General features: G+C 57.9%; 12 protein-coding genes. 2 read left to right on the top strand and 10 right to left on the bottom strand.

The window, feature by feature from the left end:
• Nucleotides 1-400: 400 nt before the first annotated feature.
• From glgB to QMG40_RS12760, 3 genes are read right to left on the bottom strand one after another with little or no spacing between them, the layout of a single operon-like run.
• Nucleotides 401-4066 (bottom strand): 1,4-alpha-glucan branching protein GlgB, encoded by a 3666-nt coding sequence (gene glgB / locus QMG40_RS12770; RefSeq protein ID WP_283531432.1) that lies wholly within the window; start codon nucleotides 4064-4066, stop codon nucleotides 401-403.
• Nucleotides 4066-5853 carry a maltose alpha-D-glucosyltransferase gene (treS, locus tag QMG40_RS12765; RefSeq protein WP_283531430.1) on the bottom strand — a complete coding sequence of 596 codons (1788 nt, stop codon included), beginning with the start codon at nucleotides 5851-5853 and terminating at the stop codon, nucleotides 4066-4068. The genes glgB and treS overlap by 1 nt, the downstream gene beginning before the upstream one ends.
• Before the next feature lie 3 nt (nucleotides 5854-5856).
• Nucleotides 5857-7875, bottom strand: a complete 2019-nt coding sequence (locus QMG40_RS12760; protein WP_283531451.1) for an alpha-1,4-glucan--maltose-1-phosphate maltosyltransferase — start codon at nucleotides 7873-7875, stop codon at nucleotides 5857-5859.
• Nucleotides 7876-8203: 328 nt separating this feature from the next.
• Here QMG40_RS12760 and glgP point away from each other — a divergent pair, with 328 nt between their 5' ends.
• The gene (glgP, locus tag QMG40_RS12755; protein WP_283531429.1) at nucleotides 8204-10819 is read left to right on the top strand and encodes an alpha-glucan family phosphorylase; all 2616 of its coding nucleotides are present in this window, start codon (nucleotides 8204-8206) and stop codon (nucleotides 10817-10819) included.
• 203 nt (nucleotides 10820-11022) lie between these two features.
• Here glgP and glgX read toward each other — a convergent pair whose 3' ends face one another.
• The 6 genes from glgX to QMG40_RS12725 form a co-directional block, all read right to left on the bottom strand.
• The gene (glgX, locus tag QMG40_RS12750; protein WP_283531428.1) at nucleotides 11023-13215 is read right to left on the bottom strand and encodes a glycogen debranching protein GlgX; all 2193 of its coding nucleotides are present in this window, start codon (nucleotides 13213-13215) and stop codon (nucleotides 11023-11025) included.
• Between the two features lie 8 nt (nucleotides 13216-13223).
• Nucleotides 13224-14213, bottom strand: a complete 990-nt coding sequence (gene rlmB, locus QMG40_RS12745) for a 23S rRNA (guanosine(2251)-2'-O)-methyltransferase RlmB (RefSeq protein WP_283531427.1) — start codon at nucleotides 14211-14213, stop codon at nucleotides 13224-13226.
• Nucleotides 14214-14458: 245 nt separating this feature from the next.
• Nucleotides 14459-15877 (bottom strand): cysteine--tRNA ligase, encoded by a 1419-nt coding sequence (cysS, locus tag QMG40_RS12740; protein ID WP_283531426.1) that lies wholly within the window; start codon nucleotides 15875-15877, stop codon nucleotides 14459-14461.
• Nucleotides 15874-16410 carry a 2-C-methyl-D-erythritol 2,4-cyclodiphosphate synthase gene (gene ispF / locus QMG40_RS12735; protein WP_283531425.1) on the bottom strand — a complete coding sequence of 179 codons (537 nt, stop codon included), beginning with the start codon at nucleotides 16408-16410 and terminating at the stop codon, nucleotides 15874-15876. The genes cysS and ispF overlap by 4 nt, the downstream gene beginning before the upstream one ends.
• Before the next feature lie 12 nt (nucleotides 16411-16422).
• On the bottom strand, nucleotides 16423-17202 hold the full coding sequence (gene ispD / locus QMG40_RS12730; protein ID WP_283531424.1) for a 2-C-methyl-D-erythritol 4-phosphate cytidylyltransferase: 780 nt from the start codon (nucleotides 17200-17202) through the stop codon (nucleotides 16423-16425).
• A 174-nt stretch (nucleotides 17203-17376) separates the two neighbouring features.
• Nucleotides 17377-17859: a CarD family transcriptional regulator gene (locus QMG40_RS12725; protein ID WP_283531423.1), complete on the bottom strand. Its 483-nt coding sequence runs from the start codon at nucleotides 17857-17859 to the stop codon at nucleotides 17377-17379.
• A 275-nt stretch (nucleotides 17860-18134) separates the two neighbouring features.
• Here QMG40_RS12725 and QMG40_RS12720 point away from each other — a divergent pair, with 275 nt between their 5' ends.
• Complete coding sequence (locus tag QMG40_RS12720; protein WP_283531422.1) at nucleotides 18135-18689, top strand: hypothetical protein; 555 nt, start codon at nucleotides 18135-18137, stop codon at nucleotides 18687-18689.
• A gap of 201 nt (nucleotides 18690-18890) precedes the next feature.
• Here QMG40_RS12720 and QMG40_RS12715 read toward each other — a convergent pair whose 3' ends face one another.
• A complete protein-coding gene (locus QMG40_RS12715; RefSeq protein WP_283531421.1) occupies nucleotides 18891-19571 on the bottom strand; it encodes a response regulator transcription factor in 681 nt (226 codons plus the stop codon).
• Nucleotides 19572-19575 lie beyond the last annotated feature (4 nt).

Genomic DNA, 19575 nt, shown 5'->3' with positions numbered 1-19575 from the left:
AAATTCGAAACCAGCTAAACAACCATTCATCACCACAGGGGCGGCAACAAACAGTCAAATAACCAATTCAATATAAATAAATTGGTATCAATAAAACTTGGCACACTATTGAGTTCTCAAACAACAACCACACCCAGCCAACACACCACAAACAAAACAACTTATTCACGATGATCAGCGCCGAGGCAACTTTTCAATCTTACCCGCATGAATTCCAGTAAGTCAAATCCAGGATTTCAACTAAAGTTCATAAATTGAACACAATCCATCGAGCCTTTTTTCAAGGCTATCTAGTTTGGTCTGGTCCGGATCCGAACTGTTCGTTCAGCGGAGTACTAACTCTAGCACCTGTTGACCGTGAACACCAAATGGCTGGCAGGTGAACGCGAAGTGACAGTTCCTACCTCTGAACAGGCGCCAAATACAGTGCACCCAGCGGAGGTACACGCAGCCGCAATGATGCACTTTGGCCGTCCCATGCAAGCTCTTCGGCTTGGAGCTCTCCGGTGTTTCTAACATCGGATCCGCCATAGGTTTCAAGGTCGGTGTTGAGAACTTCTTGCCAGCGGCCCGCTTGTGGCAGCCCAACCCGGTAGCCCTCATATGCAAGGCCGGCAAAGTTGATGACGCACACCAGTGGGTTGCCGGTTTTATCCCAGCGCACAAAGGAGACCACGTTATTTTCAGAATCACCACCATTGAGCCAGGTGAACCCTGCCTGGACATTGTCCTGCTCATAAAGGGCTGGGGTGTTGGAATAGCAGTTGTTCAGGTCCCTAACCAGTGTCTGGATTGCACTGTGGGCGGGGTTCTCGGCCAGCCACCAGTCAAGACCGTACTGTTCACTCCATTCGGCTTCCTGAGCAAACTCAGTGCCCATGAAGATCAGTTGCTTACCAGGGTGCGCCCACTGGAATGCCAAATAAGCTCGCAAGTTGGCCAGTTGCTGCCACCTGTCTCCTGGCATTTTGCGAAGTAGTGATCCCTTGCCATGGACCACCTCGTCGTGGCTGATAGGTAGCAGGAAGTTCTCCGTGAACGCATAAACCAGGGAGAACGTGATTTGGTTGTGATGCCAGCCCCTGTTGATGGGCTCTTCACCCATATAGGTCAGCGAGTCATGCATCCAGCCCATGTTCCATTTCAGCCCAAACCCCAGTCCGCCACCGCTGGTGGGAGCGGTCACGCCGGGGAATGCGGTTGATTCTTCGGCGATGGTGATGATGCCGGGGTTGCGCCGGTAAGCGGTGGCATTCATTTCCTGCAGGAAGCTGATTGCTTCAAGGTTCTCCCTGCCGCCATACCTGTTAGGGCTCCAGGCCCCGTCTTCACGGGAATAGTCAAGATAAAGCATGGATGCGACGGCGTCCACCCGTATCCCGTCAATGTGGAACTCTTCAAACCAGTAGAGAGCGTTGGCTACAAGGAAGTTCCTGACTTCATTGCGGCCAAAGTCAAAGATCAGCGTGCCCCAGTCGGGGTGCTCGCCCAGACGTGGGTCTGGGTGTTCGTACTGAGCCCCACCATTGAATTTGGCCAGCGCCCACTCATCTTTAGGGAAGTGCGCCGGCACCCAGTCCATGATGACCCCAATGCCGGCTTGGTGCAGAGAGTCCACGAGGAATCGGAACTCGTCAGGGTGGCCAAAGCGCGAGGTTGGGGCGTAGTAGGAGGTGACCTGGTATCCCCATGAACCGCCAAAGGGATGTTCGGCCACGGGCATGAGCTCAATATGGGTGAAACCAAGCCATTTGACGTACTCCACGAGCTCGCGGGCCAGTTCTACGTAGCTCAAGCCCACACGCCATGAACCCAAGTGCACCTCATAAACACTCATGGGCGAATTGTGCGGGTCTACCTGGCTTCTTTGCGCCATCCAGTCGCCGTCTTGGAAAGAATAGCTTGATTCAACCACGCGAGATGCCGTTAGCGGGGGCACCTCGGTTCCATAGGCCATGGGGTCCGCTTTTTGCAGCCATTGACCCTGCTCGGTGAGGATTTCAAATTTGTAGCGGTCTCCTGCAGCGACATCCGGAATGAACAGTTCCCAGATCCCACTATTACCCAAGCTTCGCATGGCGTGTCCACGGCCGTCCCACCCATTGAACTCGCCGATGACCCGAACGGCTTGCACGGCTGGCACCCACACAGCAAAGCTGACACCTGAGACCTCGCCCAGTGCGGAGTGGTAGCGCTGGACATGTGCACCCAACACAGTCCAGAGAGTCTCATGCCTGCCCTCAGCCATGAGGTGCATATCCAATTCACCCACTGTGGGCATGTAGCGGTAGGCATCATCCATGCGGGTGACACCCTGGGCATAGCCAACATCCAGGCGATAGTCAGGGACATGCCCCGGGTTCTCTGCGCGAATCACAACAACCCAAACACCGCCGTGTTCATGAGCCATAGGGAACTCTGCGCTGCCCGTCACTAACGTAACGGACTGCGCCAAATGCCGCAGCGCACGCACGGTCACAAAACCGTCGCCGTCGAGGTGTGCCCCCAAGACCGAGTGAGGTGCGTAATAGCTTCCTTCGGAGATTCGCGCCAAGACTCCCGCATCGACAGCAAGCGGGGCTACTTTATTCAGTCCCATGTCCACACCACTTTCCCTTGATTCAAGCAATTCCCGCACAGCTTTAATCGGCGCCCACGCCCAGCTGGGTCGATTTTGCACTTCATAAACGATTTCATACAGGGCCTTGTCCAGCCACAATGCCACGAAAAGTGCACTGTTGCGTGCGATGACCTCACCGGAGGCCTCCGCATAACCGTTTATCAAGGCGTCGGCACACTGTTTTGACCAGCGTGCGCCCTGTGCCGCCGTCACCTCTTCGGTGGCTGCGGCTTGCGCCCCGGCATAGTCAAATGAGCGCAACATTCCGGCCAAGTCACGCAATGTGACATCGGGCAGGCCCCGGTCGGCCAACGGACGCAACGGTTCGCCTTCAAAATCGAGAATGTACCAGCCGCTCTCCCCCGCAGATTCCTTGTGCAGGAGCTGCCCTAGGTGCAGATCACCATGAATACGCTGCACCGGCGGCAAAGTGTCTATTTTGCGCAGCTGTGTTAAGACGTTTTGGAAGTCAGCCTCATAGGGCCCGACGGCGGTGCCCACCTGCGCCCAAGCCGCCTGAAGCCGAGTGGAGATCGCTTCAATAAAGGATGCCCTCTCGCTCGGCCCGTAGGTGCGCGCACCCAGGCTGTTTCGCAACCCGGCATGAACGCGGGCCAGGGATGCTCCTATTGCGTGGGCGTGCTGGGAAAAGTCGCATTGTTTTCCAGCTGCCTCCAGCGCCAGTGCCCATCCATCTTTGGCGCCAGCAATGAAGTCGTGAATCACAAAAAGGGTGGTGTTGGACTCTCCGTACCCCACGGACGCTTGCAACAGTGGAACATTGACCTCGCCAGCCTCTTGTGCAGCGAGGGCAAGAGCCGCACCAATCTCAACTTCCGGATGGACGCCCGGATGGATAACTCGGAAGAACTTAGCAATTAGAGGCATGTTGCCCAATTGGAATATGACAGAGGTATTGGATTGTTCACTCCGCACCAAGCGGATGTTTGTTGCCGGCCCAACACTTTCTGCGCCCAGGGCTCCCGGAGCTCCCAGAGCTCCCAGAGAGGGATTGCGCCATATGTGAAGAGCAACGCCAGCTATGCGCGGCACACTATTAGAAGTAAGAACCTCCGCCAGCCACGCCTGCAAAAATGCTGGATCTCCTAAGCCTTCGTACACGCGCCCACCCGGCCAAGATGCCCCGGCTTCAGTCTCGCCCGCTTTGACCTCACCTATAAAGACCCCAAGTTCAGGGCCAACATCATTTAGTACATCAGTGCTATTTCCGCGTATACTCAGCGGTACGTGAAGTATCAGCCCGGTGCTTACGTCCGGAAAATCCACGCTGACAAGCAAAACCAGGAGGCGAACTTGCAGGTCATGCGCGTCCAGCTCAAAAACATCCGCAATATTTATTTGCGCACCAATGCCCGCCTCACCCTTGCGTGGGTACCAGCGTTGCTGTGGCAGCCATTGAGCTAAGAGGTCAACGAGCGCGGACATTAGTACCCGTACTCCGTTCCATCAATTACCGGCATGGCCTGCGTTTGTGTGGAAAGCACGTTGGAGGATTGAGAGCGCAGTCGCAGCCAGTAAAAATCGTATGAGCCAAGCGTCAGGCTGAGGTTTCCTTCCTGATCAATGCCAGGGAAAATATCATGACCAAAAACATCCCGAAGGCCTCTGCCGGACAATGTTGGTATATGCAAAATGGCGGCTGCCGGGTTTTGGGAGAGGTTAAAGACGCACAAAATAGTTTCCGGACGCTCTCCTTCCGCATTGCCCACAGGCAGCACTCGCAAAAAGGCGAGCACAGATTCATGCGAGGTGGGGACATTCTCGTAGCGGCCCAACCCAAACGCCGGGTGGGTCTTGCGCACACCAAGAATTTGCTTATTCCAATGCAGCAAGGAACTTGAATGCCCCATCTGCGCCTCAACATTGACGTGGTTGTAGTGGTAAACCAACGACTGCACCACGGGAAGGAACAATTTGCCCGGGTCAGTGTTGGAGAAACCTGCGTTCCTGTCCGGGTTCCACTGCATGGGTGTTCGGGAGGCATCCCTGTCATCGAGCCAGATGTTATCTCCCATGCCAATTTCATCGCCGTAGTACAGAAATGGGCTGCCAGGCAGGGCCATCAACAGGGCGTTAATGAGCTCAATTTCGGCCCGTGAGTTATCCAGCAGAGTTGCCAACCGGCGTCGAATACCAATATTGGCCCGCATCCGGGAGTCAGGGGCGTACCAGCCCATCATTGCTTCACGCTCGCTGGGAGTCACCATCTCCAATGTGAGCTCGTCATGGTTGCGCAGGAACGTTCCCCACTGGGCGTTGGCTGGAATGTCCGGGGTGTTGGCCATGGTCTCAATGATCGGGGCGGCCTTTTGATCACGAAGGGCGTAGTAGAGCCGGGGCATGATCGGGAAGTGGAACGCCATGTGGCATTCGGGTTTCTCCTCGGTGCCAAAATAATCCACCACTTCATGCGGCATCTGATTGGCCTCAGCAACAATAATCCGGCCAGGGAACTCGTTATCAACCATGGCCCGAAGATCCTGTAAAAATTCGTGCGTTTTGGGCAGGTTTTCGCAGTTAGTGCCGTCTTCTGCGTACAGGTATGGGATGGCATCGGCCCGGAAACCGTCAATTCCTTGTTGCAGCCAGAACCGCACAATATCAAAAACGGCTTCCTTGACAGCAGGATTTTCATAGTTCAAATCTGGCTGGTGGCTGAAGAACCTGTGCCAGAAGAATTGCCGTCGAATGGGGTCAAAGCTCCAGTTGGACTCTTCAGTATCAACAAAGATGATCCTGGCGTCCTCATACAGCTCAGTCGTGTCACTCCACATGTAGAAGTCGCCGTACGGGCCTTCTGGATCTTCCCTTGACTCTTTAAACCACCGGTGCTGGTCCGAGGTGTGGTTCAGCGGCAAGTCAATGATGATCCGCATTCCGCGTTCGTGCGCCTGGGTCACCAGGGATTGGAAATCTGAAATGGTGCCGTAAGCATCCATTACCGCCCGGAAATCCCTGACGTCGTAGCCGCCGTCCAATAAAGGCGAATCAAAGAACGGTGGCAGCCAGAGGCAGTCCACACCTAACCATTGGAGGTAGTCAAGGCGTGAAATCAGCCCCGAAAAATCGCCGGCACCGTCACCGTTGGCATCGGCAAAGCTCTGCACAAGCACTTCATAAAAGACAGCCTTGCGGTACCAGTGCGGGTCGTGGGCCAGCCCCGGTGCAATCAGGTTGAACGCGGATGAGCTGTGGCTGTGCGAAAAGGACATGCTTTAACCCCTAACGTGCAAAATGTGGGCCGGTTCAAAGTGAGCGTCCAAACGGAAGTAGTTCTTTTTACTCCAGTTCCAGCTGGCACCGGTGATGAGTTCATCCACGCGGAACGTCCCATCGCCAGACAACCCATCAAGCTCCAGCGCGTCAAGGTCAAGAGTTACTTCCCCTTCACGCATGCTGTGCGGGTCAACGTTGATGACAACAATAATGGTGTCCTTGCGGGCCGGTTCATCCGCTGTGGCAGCAATATTTTTGTGCTTGCTGAAAACCAGGGTGGCGGGGTCGGAGCTCTCATGCAGCGTCAAGTTCTGCAGATCTAACAATGCAGGGTGGGCACGCCGTATCCCATTGAGCAGCGTAACAAAGGGAGCAAGTGACTTATTCTGTGCCTCTGCGCCAGCAAAGTCCCGATTTTTGTACTCATATTTTTCATTGTCAATGTTCTCTTCGGACCCGGGCCGCGCCACGTGTTCAAAAAGTTCAAAGCCTGCGTACATTCCCCACAGTGGGCTACCCATGGCGGCCAAAATAGCACGAATCTTAAACGCTGCCGGGCCACCGTACTGCAAATATTCGGTGAGAATGTCAGGGGTGTTAACGAAGAAGTTGGGGCGGAAGTAGCCAGCGGATTCGCCGCTCACGTGGACTAGGTACTCTTCCAGTTCCTCCTTGGTGTTCCGCCAGGTGAAATAGCTGTAGGACTGTTGGAATCCTGCCCTGCCCAGCGCCGCCATCATGGCAGGGCGCGTAAATGCCTCGGCCAGGAACACAATGTCCGGGCGTTCGGTGTTGATGGTGCCAATGAGCCACTCCCAAAACCAGACAGGCTTGGTGTGCGGGTTATCGACACGAAAAATTCGTACGCCGTGCTCAATCCACAACCGCACAACCCGCAAGATTTCCTCCGACAACCCCACGGGGTCATTATCGAAGTTCAGCGGGTAAATATCCTGGTACTTTTTGGGCGGATTTTCCGCGTACGCAATAGTGCCATCAACGCGTGTGGTGAACCATTCCGGATGCGCCGTGGCCCATGGATGATCAGGGGCGCACTGCAGCGCTAGGTCAAGGGCAACCTCCAAATTCTGATCATGTGCCGCCGCGACAAAAGCATCAAAATCGGCAAAGGAACCCAGCTCCGGGTGAATAGCATCATGGCCACCCTCAGCCGAACCAATGGCCCACGGAGATCCCGGATCCGCAGGCCCCGCAGTCAAAGAGTTATTCGGGCCCTTGCGGTTGACCTTGCCAATGGGATGAATGGGCGGCAGGTAAATGACATCGAAGCCCATCGCCGCAACCGCCGGCAGCCGGCGGGCAGCTGTGCGGAAGTTGCCACTGGTGAATTCACCGGTCTCGGGATGACGGATCGCCCCTTCCGACCGCGGAAAGAACTCGTACCATGCGCCACGCCCGGCCGCATCGCGCTCAACCTTCAGCGGGAAGGATTCGCTGCGTGTCACGAGGTCACGCAGTGGGAAATGTACGACGGCGGCACGCACCGCAGCGCTGGTGCCGGCGGCCAAGCGGTCATTGATGTTCAGGGACGAATCCGCCACTGTGTGGGCGGCCTTTTTGAATACTGTTGCCGCCTCGGGTGCGGTTGCTTTGGCAGCTTTGGCAGCGTCGCTGAGCAGGAGCACACCTTCAGCCAACATCACCTCAACATCAACCCCGGCGTTGATCTTCACAGTGGCGTTGTGAGCCCAAGTCCCGTACAGATCGCTCCATCCTTCGATGGCGAAACTCCAGTCACCTTCGTGGGCGGGGGTGAGGACACCTTCCCACGAGTCGGTACCCTTGGCACCCGGTTTCAGCCGTGTGCGCTGGACTTCACTGCCGTCTGGGGCAATGAGAATCGCGGTGACGCCCAGAGCATCGTGGCCCTCACGGAACACCACCGCGCTCACGCGAACATCGGCGCCGCGCACGCCCTTGGCAGGGAATCTGCCACCTTCAAGTACGGGCTGGATGTTGGTGATGGGTATCCGCCCAAAACGCAAACCGGATCTGATATCCGGCGCCGCAGTTGCAGCGCCCGCCCTGGCGGCAGCGTCTGCCCTAGCGGCACCGTCCGCCCGGGAACCAGCGGTCTCAGCCGATGAGGCAGTATCCGCCGGGGCGGTTGCTGTGGTTGGCACATTACGCGAAGGCTTGGAAGTACTCACAAACTAGACGTTAGCGAGTCCGCGCCCAGATTGCTAAGGTTTTCTGCCATATCCCCCGGATTGGCCGTCACACACCAGCAATAAACGCTCTTTGTCCACCGGCACCGCGTAATGAATGGACAATTAGTCACACTCCACTGACGTGATGGGTAAAAACTGAGCTAATGTGACCGGCATGAAGGCAATCCGCAGATTTACCGTCCGCACCGTCATCCCTACGGAAATTTCCGCGCTGACCCGCCTGGCCACCAACCTGCGCTGGTCCTGGCACCTGCCAACCCGGGCCCTGTTTGAATTCCTCAACCCGGAGTTGTGGGAAACTTCCCGTCACGATCCGCTGGCCATGCTCGCGGCAATGTCTCGTGAGCAGCTGCTGGATTTGGCCACAAACCCCGAGATTGTGGCCCGCGTGGCCGCTGCCGAAACCAGCCTGGAAACCTACCTCAGCGAACCCCGCTGGTACCAGGGGTTGGGTGCAGAGGCGCCTGCTTGCATTGCCTATTTCTCCCCCGAGTTTGGTATCACCGAGGTCCTCCCCCAGTACTCTGGGGGACTGGGCATTTTGGCCGGTGACCACCTGAAGTCCGCCTCCGATCTGGGGGTGCCGCTGATCGGCGTCGGACTCTTATATCAGGCAGGCTATTTCAAGCAGTCCTTGTCCAAAGACGCGTGGCAGCAGGAGAGCTACCCGCTGCTTGACCCGGATGCCTTGCCGCTGACTTTATTGCGTGAAGATGATGGCACACCCATTCAAATCCAGCTCCCACTGCCCGATGACAGGGTGCTGCGTGCCCATATTTGGCGAGCCGATGTGGGCCGCGTGCCGCTGCTGCTGCTGGATTCAAATGTTGCCGAGAATGACGACGCTGCCCGCGGTGTCACTGACAGGCTGTACGGCGGTGGGGGCGATCACCGCCTCACCCAAGAACTGCTCCTGGGCATGGGCGGGGTCAAAGCCCTGCGCGTCCATGCACGGTTGACCGGCACGCCCGCCCCGGAAGTGTTCCACACCAATGAAGGCCACGCCGGCTTCCTGGGGATCGAACGTATCCGCGAATTGATGGACCCTGCTGTGACGGAGCGGGCGCTGAGCTGGGATGAAGCACTGGCAGCTGGCCGCGCGTCAACGGTTTTCACCACGCACACTCCCGTCCCGGCAGGCATCGACAGGTTCCCCCGCGGCATGATTGAGCACTTCTTTGCCGGAGCACTGGCACCCGGTGTTCCTGTGCAGCAGATCCTGTCCCTGGGCGCTGAAAATTATGAAGGCGGCGACCACGACGTCTTTAACATGGCGGTCATGGGGCTCCGCCTGGCTCAGCGCGCCAATGGCGTAGCGAAGCTGCACGGGGTGGTTTCCCGCGGTATGTTCGCAGGGCTTTGGCCAGGCTTTGATCAGGCGGATGTTCCGATCACCTCTGTCACCAACGGTGTCCACGTGCCCACCTGGGTGGATCCGGAGCTGGCCGCACTGGCCCGGGAACGCTTTGGAGCTGATGTTTTGGATGGGCCGGATTGGTCCAAGGTGTATGACGTTAGCGATGAAGATGTGTGGGCGCTGCGTCGACGTTTGCGCTGCGCGCTGGTAGTGGATGCCCGGCGTCGTCTGCGTTCTTCGTGGAAAAAACGCGGCGCCGCGGATGCCCAACTGGCGTGGACGGAAAATGCGCTGGATCCCGATGTCCTGACCATTGGATTCGCCCGCCGCGTGCCCACCTACAAGCGGTTGACCCTGATGCTTCGCGATCCTGCCCGGCTCAAGGCCCTGCTGTTGCATTCCGAGCATCCGATCCAGATCATCATTGCCGGCAAATCGCACCCGGCCGACGACGCCGGTAAAAAAATGATTCAGGACCTTGTCCAGTTCACAGACGATCCCGAGGTGCGCCACCGGATAGTCTTTTTGCCCAATTACGACATTGCCATGGCCCGGACCCTTTTCCCGGGTTGCGATGTCTGGCTGAATAACCCGCTGCGGCCGCTGGAAGCATGCGGCACCTCGGGCATGAAAGCCGCCATCAACGGTTCCCTGAATCTCTCCGTCATGGATGGCTGGTGGGATGAAATGTACGACGGCGAAAACGGCTGGGCGATCCCCACAGCAAATACTGGCACCAGTGATGAGGAACGCGACGATGTTGAAGCCGCAGCACTGTATGAGCTACTTGAAAACCAGGTTGCACCCCGGTTCTACGGCGAAGTAGTGGCCGCCGCTGCCGGAGCCGCAGGTCCCTCTCAGCCTGGTCAGGGAGCTCTGCCTTCGCACTGGATTTCCATGATCAAGCACACCCTGTCAGCGTTGGGCCCGCAAGTTTCAGCCAACCGCATGGTGGCCGAATACGTGCAGCGTCTCTACCAACCGGCGGCGGAAGCAGGGCGTTTGGCTAAGGCTGACGGCTACGGCGCAACCACAGAGTTCGCGGCCTGGATCCAGCGGATACGCCAGGCGTGGCCCGGGGTACACGTTGAGCATGTGGAATCGCACGGGCTCGTGGATGAACCTCAAATCGGTGAGACCATGCAGGTCCGTGCTGGCGTGAACTTGGCCGGGCTGAGCCCCGAAGACGTGCAGGTCAGCGTGGTGTATGGAACTGCCGGAGAGTCCGATGAACTCACGGACACGCGCACACTGATACTTGAAGCAGCCCAGGAGAACGGCCCCGGGCGTTACTTGTTCTGCGCCGATCTGCTCATTGACCGGTCAGGGAACTTTGGCTACGGCGTCAAGATCCTGCCTCGGCATCAAGCACTGGCCAATTCGGCCGAGTTGGGGCTCATCGCGACAGCGTAAGCCCCGAACCGTACCCACTCCCCCTGCGCACCCCACGCGCCGTTGCACCCCACGCGCTGTTGAGGTTGGAGATGATGACAACCCGGAGGAACGATGGGTGTCATCATCTCCAACCTCAACAGCCAGCGCAGCGTCGGAGCCAGCGCAGCCCAACGGCCAGCGCAGCGCAGCGTCGCGGCGCAGCCCAACTGCTCAGTGCCGCACTAAGACTCGGGGAGTTTGTTGCTGTAGAGCTGAACCGTATTAGCGTTGACGCGTACCGGCTCTCCTGCTTTGAACAGCGGGAGGGAACGGGGTAGGCGGAAGGTGGGCTCGCCGTCGTCCGTATGAGAGGGAGCCTCTGTTGTCATTCGCAGCATGTAGGGGCTACTGACGGAAAGATCCGTTCCTTCCTCCACAGGCGCCTCCGAATCGCCAACAGGGGCCGGGTCAAAGCGCGGGTTGGCGGGCAGGATAACCTCCTCGTCGGTGACACCGGTGTTGAAGATGATCAGCCCGTCAATTGTGCCATCGGGTGAACCAACAAGCATGGTGAGCACGCGTTCATGCGGATTCGTCCAGCGGTCCCCGGTCATGGGCAGGCCGTCAGCACCAAACCAGTGAATGAAGGACTGCCCGCCACGTGTGGGGTAGCTGCTTGGCTGGGCGGCAAGGAAATCCTTGCGAATCTGAATCAGGCGGGTGGTGGCCGCCAGCATGGTTTTGGACTCCTCATCCATGCTCCAGTCAACCCATGCGATCTCGTTGTCTTGGCAGTAGACATTATTGTTTCCGCCCTGGCTGCGCCCCAGCTCATCCCCGGCGGTAATCATGGGAATACCAATGGCCAGCAGCATGGTGGCCATCAGGTTGCGGCTGGTTCGGGCGCGCTGGGCCAGCGTTGTCGGGTTATTGGTGATGCCCTCAACCCCGTGGTTCCAACTGCGGTTATTGTCCGTGCCGTCACGGTTGTCTTCCTGATTATCCAGGTTGTGCTTTTCGTTGTACGCGGTCAGGTCAGCCAACGTAAAACCGTCGTGCGCCGTGACCATGTTGATCGAGGCCAAAGAACTACGCCCCGAGGAGGCAAATAACTCTTTGGACCCGCCCAGGGCGTCACCGAAAGTGGCCAGTCCATTGTGGTGGTAACCATCAAGCATGGCTGCCCTGTCGGTGAGCCACACCTCACGCACAGTATCGCGGAAGGAGTCATTCCAATCGGCCCAACCCGTCGGGAAATTCCCTGTCTGCCAGCCGCCGTAGCCAACATCCCATGGCTCGGAAATGAGCTTGGTTGAGGACAGTACGCCGTCAGTGGCTGCCGCCAGCAGGAAGGGGTGCTGGTTGGTGAACTCATGCACACCGTCGCGGGCTAGCGAGACGGCCAGATCAAAGCGGAAACCGTCTATATGGAACTCCTGCACCCAGTAACGAAGGGAATCCATTGCCATCTTGATCACGTGCGGATTGCCGAAGTTCAAGGTGTTACCGCAACCGGTGGTGTCATAGTATTCGCCGTCGCGCTGGCGGTAATACTGCTCTTCGGCCAAACCGCGCCAGCTGTAAGTGTGCCCGTTGGGACCGCCCTCGGCCGTGTGGTTGTACACAACATCAAGGATCACTTCAATGCCTGCCATATGCAGCAGTTTGATCATGCCCTTGAGCTCAGCCTGCACGGCGGCCGGACCTGATGCGCGTGCGCCGGCGCTGGCATACTCTACGTGCGGGGCAAAGAACCCTAGGGTGTTATAGCCCCAGTAGTTGCTCATTCCGGTTTCACGCAGGTGCGGTTCGTCAATATGAAAGTGAATGGGCAAAAGTTCGACGGCGGTCACACCCAGGTCCTGCAGGTGCTTGATCATGACGGGGTGCGCCATACCCGCATAGCTGCCGCGGATCTCTTCGGGCACGTCCGGATGCAGCATTGTCTGCCCGCGAACATGGGCTTCGTAGAAAATGGTTTCACGCCTCGGGGTGTTGGGGCGTGTGACTGTGCCCCAGTCAAAGTCAGAATCCATGCGCACCGAGAGGTACCTGCTATCACCTCCTGAAGAATCCTCCTGGACAATGTAGTGCCCGTAAGGATCCAACAGCAGCTGCACCGCTTCGGGATCGATCAGCAGCATTTCTTCCTGCGTAGCGGCAAAGTCCGTATAGAAGCCGTAGCGGCTATCCACGGGGATGTTTGCAACAAGACCGTGGTGGACTCCATCGGTTTTGTCAGGGAGTTGAACTGCCTTCCACACCCCGCCGGGAGGCTGGAAACACAGCACCACGTCGCGGTGCGCAGGGGCATAAACTGCCACGTTGGCCGCCGTCGAGCCATGTTCGCTGGGGATTGAACTGATGCCTAGCGGAAAATGTCGCGACAGAGCAGCCCCCAGGCTACTTATAGCCTCGATAACTGTAACTGCCATGGTTATGCCTAGACCGCTCGCTGACGCGAGATCTCGTACAGGCTGATGCCCACGGCCATGGAAGCGTTCAAGGACTCCATGGCTGAATCGATCGGGATGGAGACAATCTGGTCGCAGTTCTCGCGCACCAAACGGGACAGGCCCTTGCCCTCTGAACCAACCACAATGCAGACAGGCTCCTGCGCCAAAGTGAGCGCTGGCAGCGAAATATCGCCATCGCCGTCGAGCCCAAGCACAAAGAAGCCCATCTTCTGAAACGCACCGATGGCACGGTTCAGGTTGGGGGCTTTGGCAACGGGAACGCGCACAGCTGCACCGGCGCTTGTTTTCCAGGCTGCCGCCGTGACTCCTGCGCTGCGGCGCTCGGGGACTATGACGGCGTGACCGGAGAAGGCCGACACGCTACGGATGATCGCACCCAAGTTGCGGGTGTCGGTGATCCCGTCAAGGGCAACGATCAGTGGGGCGTTGGAGATGTGCCCCTTTTTCCATTTGGCCATGATCTCGCTGGCCGCATCCACGGCATCTTCGTATTCATACGGGGGAATCTGCAGGACTAGACCCTGGTGGATGGCGTCCTCAGTGAGACGGTCCAGCTCGGGCTTGTGCGCTTCCATCAGCGGGATGCCGCGCTCCGTTGCCAGCTTGATTGATTCGCGGACGCGCTCGTCCATGTCAACGCGCACAGCAACGTACAGCGCCTTGGCCGGAATACCGGCGCGCAGTGCCTCAACCACCGAATTGCGCCCCGTCACGAGCTCTTCCGTGGCCTTGCCCTTGGGGCCGCTGTTGCGGCGCGGGGAGTTACTGGTGCCGGTGCGCTTGGCCGCCGAACGATCGGCAAGTTCCTTGCTCTTGAACGCCTTGTGGTACGTGCGCTCATCGGCCTTGGGTGTGGGCCCCTTGCCCTCGAGTGCCTTGCGGCCAAGCCCGCCTGTGCCCTTGATGGGACCCTTTTTGAGCTTACGGACGGCGCCGGAACGGGAACTGTTGGCCATGGTGAAACCCTTACGATTGGTGCGGCGCCCTAGCTTGGCCCCGAAATTCGTCAAACAAATCTATTCAGTGCGCAAATTTTAGGCACACCACATTACGGGAAACTACAAACCCGTAGCTAATAGCTTACGGCCTGATCGCAAATTCAGTGGTATGCAGGCACAAAAGTGTGCATACTCACGCCCGCGCGGGGTGCTTAATACACGCTCCTCGCAGACCGTACGTCGATTTTAGTGCCGTGACGGGGCTACTTGCGCAGTGACCAGCTTGAACCCGTGGCTGAATCGGCAATGTCAATGCCTGCCGCGGCCAACGTGTCACGGATCTGATCAGATTCTGCCCAGTTCTTCTCCGCACGGGCCTGGGCACGAGCCGCCAACTGCGCCTGCACCAAGTGATCCAATGCGCCAAGGACTGCCGGGGATCCGGCACCATCAGCCCACTGTTCATCAAGTGGGTTGATTCCCAACGCGGCGCTCATGCCAACGGCGGCGCTGAAGGCGGCTTCGATTCCGGCGGTGTCCTTGGCGGCCAGCGCAGTATTGCCTGCACGGACGCTCTCATGCAGCACCGCCAGAGCTGCGGGGATGTTCAGATCATCATCCATGGCAGCACGGAAGCCATCAGGGATCTTGGAAACAGCTCCCCCATCCCCTCCCGGGAAAAGCTGGCCTGCCGCAGCGTGCATGAATGTTTCAATACGCTCAACGGCGGCCGCAGCCTCGGTCAGCGAGCCCGGGCGGTAGTCAAGCACCGAACGGTAGTGGGCTTGGCCCAGGTAGTACCGGACCACGAGCGGGCGTGCAAGTTCCAGCATCTCGCGCGGGTTGATGGTATTGCCAATGGACTTGGACATTTTTTCACCGTTGTAGGTGACCATGCCGTTGTGCATCCAAAAATTCGCGAAGCCGTGCCCGGCCGCCTGGGACTGCGCCATCTCATTTTCGTGGTGGGGGAAGCGCAGGTCCAGCCCGCCGCCATGGATGTCGAACTCGGTGCCCAGGTATTTGGTGACCATGGCTGAGCACTCCAAATGCCAGCCGGGGCGCCCGGCACCCCAAGGAGATTCCCACCGGGCGGTTTCCGGTTCTCCCTGCTTGTAACCCTTCCACAGCGCAAAGTCGCGGGGGTCGCGCTTGCCCCGGGGATCGGCGTCGGCCGCTGCCTGCATGTCATCAATGTTCTGGTGGGTCAGGGAACCGTATGGCCCCCAGGAGCGAACATCAAAGTATACGTCGCCGGAATCATCCAGGGCGGGGTAGGCGTGGCCGCGCTCGATCAGGGTTTCAATGAGGGCGTGCATCTCAGGAATGTGGCCCGTGGCCCGGGGCTCATAGGTGGGTTTCTGGATCCCCAAGGCGTCATAGGCGTCCCCGAAAGCCTGCTCGAACCGGTATGCCAGCGCCCACCACGGCTCGTTGTTTTCTGCCGCTTTGACCAAGATTTTGTCATCGATATCGGTGACATTGCGGACAACCGTAACTCCGTAGCCGGACACCTGCAGCCACCGTGTCAGCTGGTCAAAGGCCAACGCAGAACGGACATGGCCAATATGCGGCTCACCCTGTACTGTGGCGCCACAGTAATACAGCGAGGCCTGCCCTGGCTTCAGCGGGGTAAAGTCGCGAACGGAGGCGGTGGCGGAGTCGTAGAATCGCAAAGTCACGTTTCTAGGCTATCTTGTTGCCCGGGGATCTGCGGCAGCGCTGAGTCTGGACGTGAGTGCGTACTGACAACCAGTGCGGTGGCAACGGCTGTGATCCCCTCATTGCGGCCGGGAAAACCCAAGCCGTCTGAGGTGGTGGCGCTCACTGATACCGGTGCTCCGGCGGCTGCGCTGAGTGTTGCTTCGGCTTCGCCGCGCCGTGGTGAGAACTTGGGCCGGTTCCCGACGAACTGCACAGCAATATTGCCGATTTCAAACCCTGCCCCCCGTACAATTCTTGCCGCCTCGGCCAGCAGACTCACCCCTGAGGCACCTTGGTATTCGGGCCGGGCAGTACCAAAATGAGTGCCCAGATCGCCCACCCCTGCGGCTGAGAACAAGGCGTCGGCGGCTGCGTGGGCAACGGCATCGCCGTCGGAATGGCCACTGAGCCCGCGTTCGCCTTCCCAGAACAATCCAGCCAGCCACAGTGGCGCGGGCTGGTCTTCCGGGGCGAAGGTGTGGATATCAATACCAATCCCTGTGCGTGGCATTATCACAGCCGCTCAGCCCTCAATCCAGCGGGGCCGCAGCGGCCCCTCCAGCATGGCTTCAGCCAACAAAAGGTCCATGGGTGTGGTGATTTTAAAACTGTGAGTTGAGCCCTGGACCACGTACACCTCTTCGCCAATGGCTTCCACAAGCATGGCGTCATCTGTGATGCGTGCGGCCGCGTCCTCGTCCAGCGTCAATGCGTGTGCGTAGGCCCTACGTAAGGTTTCCAGTTCAAAACCCTGGGGTGTTTGCACTGCACGAAGTTGGCTTCTGGGTGGGGTCCCCACAACCTTCTCCACCCCCGCACCCGTGGCAGGTAAATTGGTTGGCGCCACGGTTTTAATGGTGTCTGAAACTGCCAGCGCCGGGATGACGGCTTTTGCGCCGTCGCGCAGGGCTGCGGCCACACGGTTGAAAACACCCGAGGGTGTCAGCGGCCGGGCGGCGTCATGGATCATCACAGTGGTGACGCCAACCGCGATCTCGGCCAGTGCGGCGTAAACCGAATCTGAGCGCTGCGCTCCGCCGTCAACCACACTAAACGTCAACCCCGCGTTGGCAGCTTCTGCGCCTAGCCGTTGGCATAATGTCAACAGTTCGGGGTCCTCTGCAGGAATGGCAATACAAATTTGGGCAGCAATTCCGGCTTTCAGCACGCCCCGAACGGCATGCACAAGCATTGCCTCATTGCCCAGCGGCACTCGCGCCTTGGGAACCCCATGGCCCAGGCGCTGGCCCGAACCTGCTGCAACTATCACCACGGCACACGAACCGGCCTTCACCTCTGTCATAGCAACTACATTAGTCGGCCGCCCGGCGTTCGTGCCGCAGCCGCTAGGCGAATGGCCAGTTACTTGGGTTAGTTCCTTACCTGGCACTGGCATTGGCATTGGCATTGGCACTGGCACAGGAAAACCCCCACACCAACGGGTGCAGGGGTTTTCCTTTAGAAAAATACTTAGAGCTTATGAAGCCAAAACCTCGTCAAGGACTTCTGCTGCCTTGTCTTCATCAGTCTTCTCCGCCAGAGCCAGCTCGGAAATAAGGATCTGCCGTGCCTTGGCGAGCATACGCTTCTCGCCTGCCGACAAACCGCGGTCATTGTCTCGACGCCACAGGTCGCGAACTACTTCTGCAACCTTAATAACATCACCGGATGCAAGCTTTTCCAGGTTTGCTTTGTAACGGCGAGACCAGTTGGTGGGCTCTTCCGTAAACTCTGCGCGCAGCACTTCAAATACGTGCAGCAACCCTTCTTTACCTACAACATCGCGAACCCCAACAAGGTCTACGTTCTCTGCGGGAACTTCAATTGTCAGATCCCCCTGCGCAACCTTGAGCTTGAGATACATTTTCTCTTCACCACGAACGGTACGCATCTTGATCTCTTCGATCTTCGCCGCACCGTGATGTGGATAAACTACTGTCTCGCCGACCTCAAAAAGCATGTGGATTCTCCCTTTCCAATGAACCTAGTTTACCACGGTTAACTAACCACTCCCTTGAGTTTCCGCAGGTCAGCGGCCGCAGGCGCTACGCTGACCGCGCAATTCCTCCAACAATTGGAGAATTGTTCACCCCTTGACTAAAAATCAATGAGATGCATCGTAGAGGTTGAGGTGCCAACACTAAAGTTGCCACGCCTGGACGGAAGAGTACATTTGTCAGTTTTACGGATAAGCTGGGCAAAGATATTTTGTCTTTTCCATGAGGAGTTATTGACGTGAGAATCGCTGCCGGCATTCGCGGTACCAAACGAGCGCAACGCTTGAGCCTGATTGCAGCCATTGGTGTTGGTGCCATGACATTCACCGGTTGCAGTGCCATCAACCAGCAAAGCACCACCTTGGTTTACTCCGCATCAGATGGAGTCCGCCTGGATATGGGCCAGCTGGAACTGCGTAACGTGCTGATCATCTCCGATGCCGCTGGTGCACCAGGTCGGGTTATTGGCACGTTCTACAACCAGTCAGATTCGGATATCACCCTGACGTTTAATGGTGCCGCGGGCGCACAAACGGAAATCTCCGTAAAGCCCGGTACACCGCTGGTTCTCAATGACAAGGCCGACAAAGCCATTCTCAGCACCGTGGCGCAACGCCCGGGCAGCCTCGAGACCCTTGAACTAAGCCAGTCCGGTGCCGGAAGTGAAAGCGCCACGTTGAAGGTCCCCGTGCTTGATGGCACGTTGGCCGAGTACAAGAACTTGGTACCAACACCGGAGGCCACCACTAAGGCTGCAATGGAACCCACTGCAGAGGCCACCACCGCCCCTTAATTTTTGAGCCGCCTCACGGCCCATGCTCACAGAAATAAAGAAGTGGAGCGGGTTATCTTTTTTAGATAACCCGCTCCACTTCTTTATTTCCCCATAATTCATGCACCAGGCGCCACCGACGGAGTCGAGGAATGCGACGAGGCGTCATTAGCTCCAATCTCACGTTGGGTTCACCCCACGAAAAGTTGGCACCTCACGTGCTCAGGGCTCAAACTTATAGCCAAGTCCACGCACAGTGACAAGGAACTTCGGGGCAGCGGGGTCCGGTTCAATCCTGCTGCGCAGACGTTTAATATGCACGTCAAGTGTTTTGGTGTCGCCCACATAGTCCGAGCCCCACACCCTGTCGATCAGCTGGCCGCGAGTGAGGACCTTGCCGGCATTGCGCAGCAACATTTCCAGCAGTTCAAATTCCTTCAAAGGAAATGAGACAGTATTCCCATGCACGCTAACTACGTGCCGTTCCACATCCATGCGCACGGGACCGGCATGGACAGTTGAATCCATCAGCTCCTCGGGTTCCCCGTTGCGGCGCAGCACGGCACGAATCCGAGCAATCAGTTCCCTGGAGGAATATGGTTTGGTCACGTAGTCGTCGGCCCCCAGTTCAAGGCCCACCACCTTATCAATCTCCGAGTCCTTGGCCGTGAGCATGATGATGGGGACGCCGGAGCGCTGGCGCAGGTGCTTGCACACTTCAGTGCCACTCATCCCCGGCAACTGGAGGTCTAGCAGCACCAGATCGGCACCGTTACGATCAAACTCAACCAAGGCGTCGAGACCGTTATCGGCCACCTGTACCTCGTAGCCTTCCTTCGACAACAGGAATGACAAAGGATCGCTAATTGAATCCTCGTCTTCGACAATCAAAATTCTGCTCACGCTT

Origin of the sequence: Arthrobacter antibioticus (assembly GCF_030063205.1) — a bacterium.
In the GTDB taxonomy this organism is placed as follows: domain Bacteria; phylum Actinomycetota; class Actinomycetes; order Actinomycetales; family Micrococcaceae; genus Specibacter.
The sequence above is the reverse complement of the archived record's forward strand: the minus strand, read 5'-3'. Positions and strand labels throughout refer to the sequence as shown.

What these genes read in the sequence shown, in the direction of transcription:
- glgB (WP_283531432.1), bottom strand. Translation starts at nt 4,066, where the DNA reads ATGTCCGCGCTCGTTGACCTCTTAGCTCAATGGCTGCCACAGCAACGC.
- treS (WP_283531430.1), bottom strand. Translation starts at nt 5,853, where the DNA reads ATGTCCTTTTCGCACAGCCACAGCTCATCCGCGTTCAACCTGATTGCA.
- glgP (WP_283531429.1), top strand. Translation starts at nt 8,204, where the DNA reads ATGAAGGCAATCCGCAGATTTACCGTCCGCACCGTCATCCCTACGGAA.
- glgX (WP_283531428.1), bottom strand. Translation starts at nt 13,215, where the DNA reads ATGGCAGTTACAGTTATCGAGGCTATAAGTAGCCTGGGGGCTGCTCTG.
- rlmB (WP_283531427.1), bottom strand. Translation starts at nt 14,213, where the DNA reads ATGGCCAACAGTTCCCGTTCCGGCGCCGTCCGTAAGCTCAAAAAGGGT.
- ispF (WP_283531425.1), bottom strand. Translation starts at nt 16,410, where the DNA reads ATGCCACGCACAGGGATTGGTATTGATATCCACACCTTCGCCCCGGAA.
- ispD (WP_283531424.1), bottom strand. Translation starts at nt 17,202, where the DNA reads ATGACAGAGGTGAAGGCCGGTTCGTGTGCCGTGGTGATAGTTGCAGCA.
- QMG40_RS12725 (WP_283531423.1), bottom strand. Translation starts at nt 17,859, where the DNA reads ATGCTTTTTGAGGTCGGCGAGACAGTAGTTTATCCACATCACGGTGCG.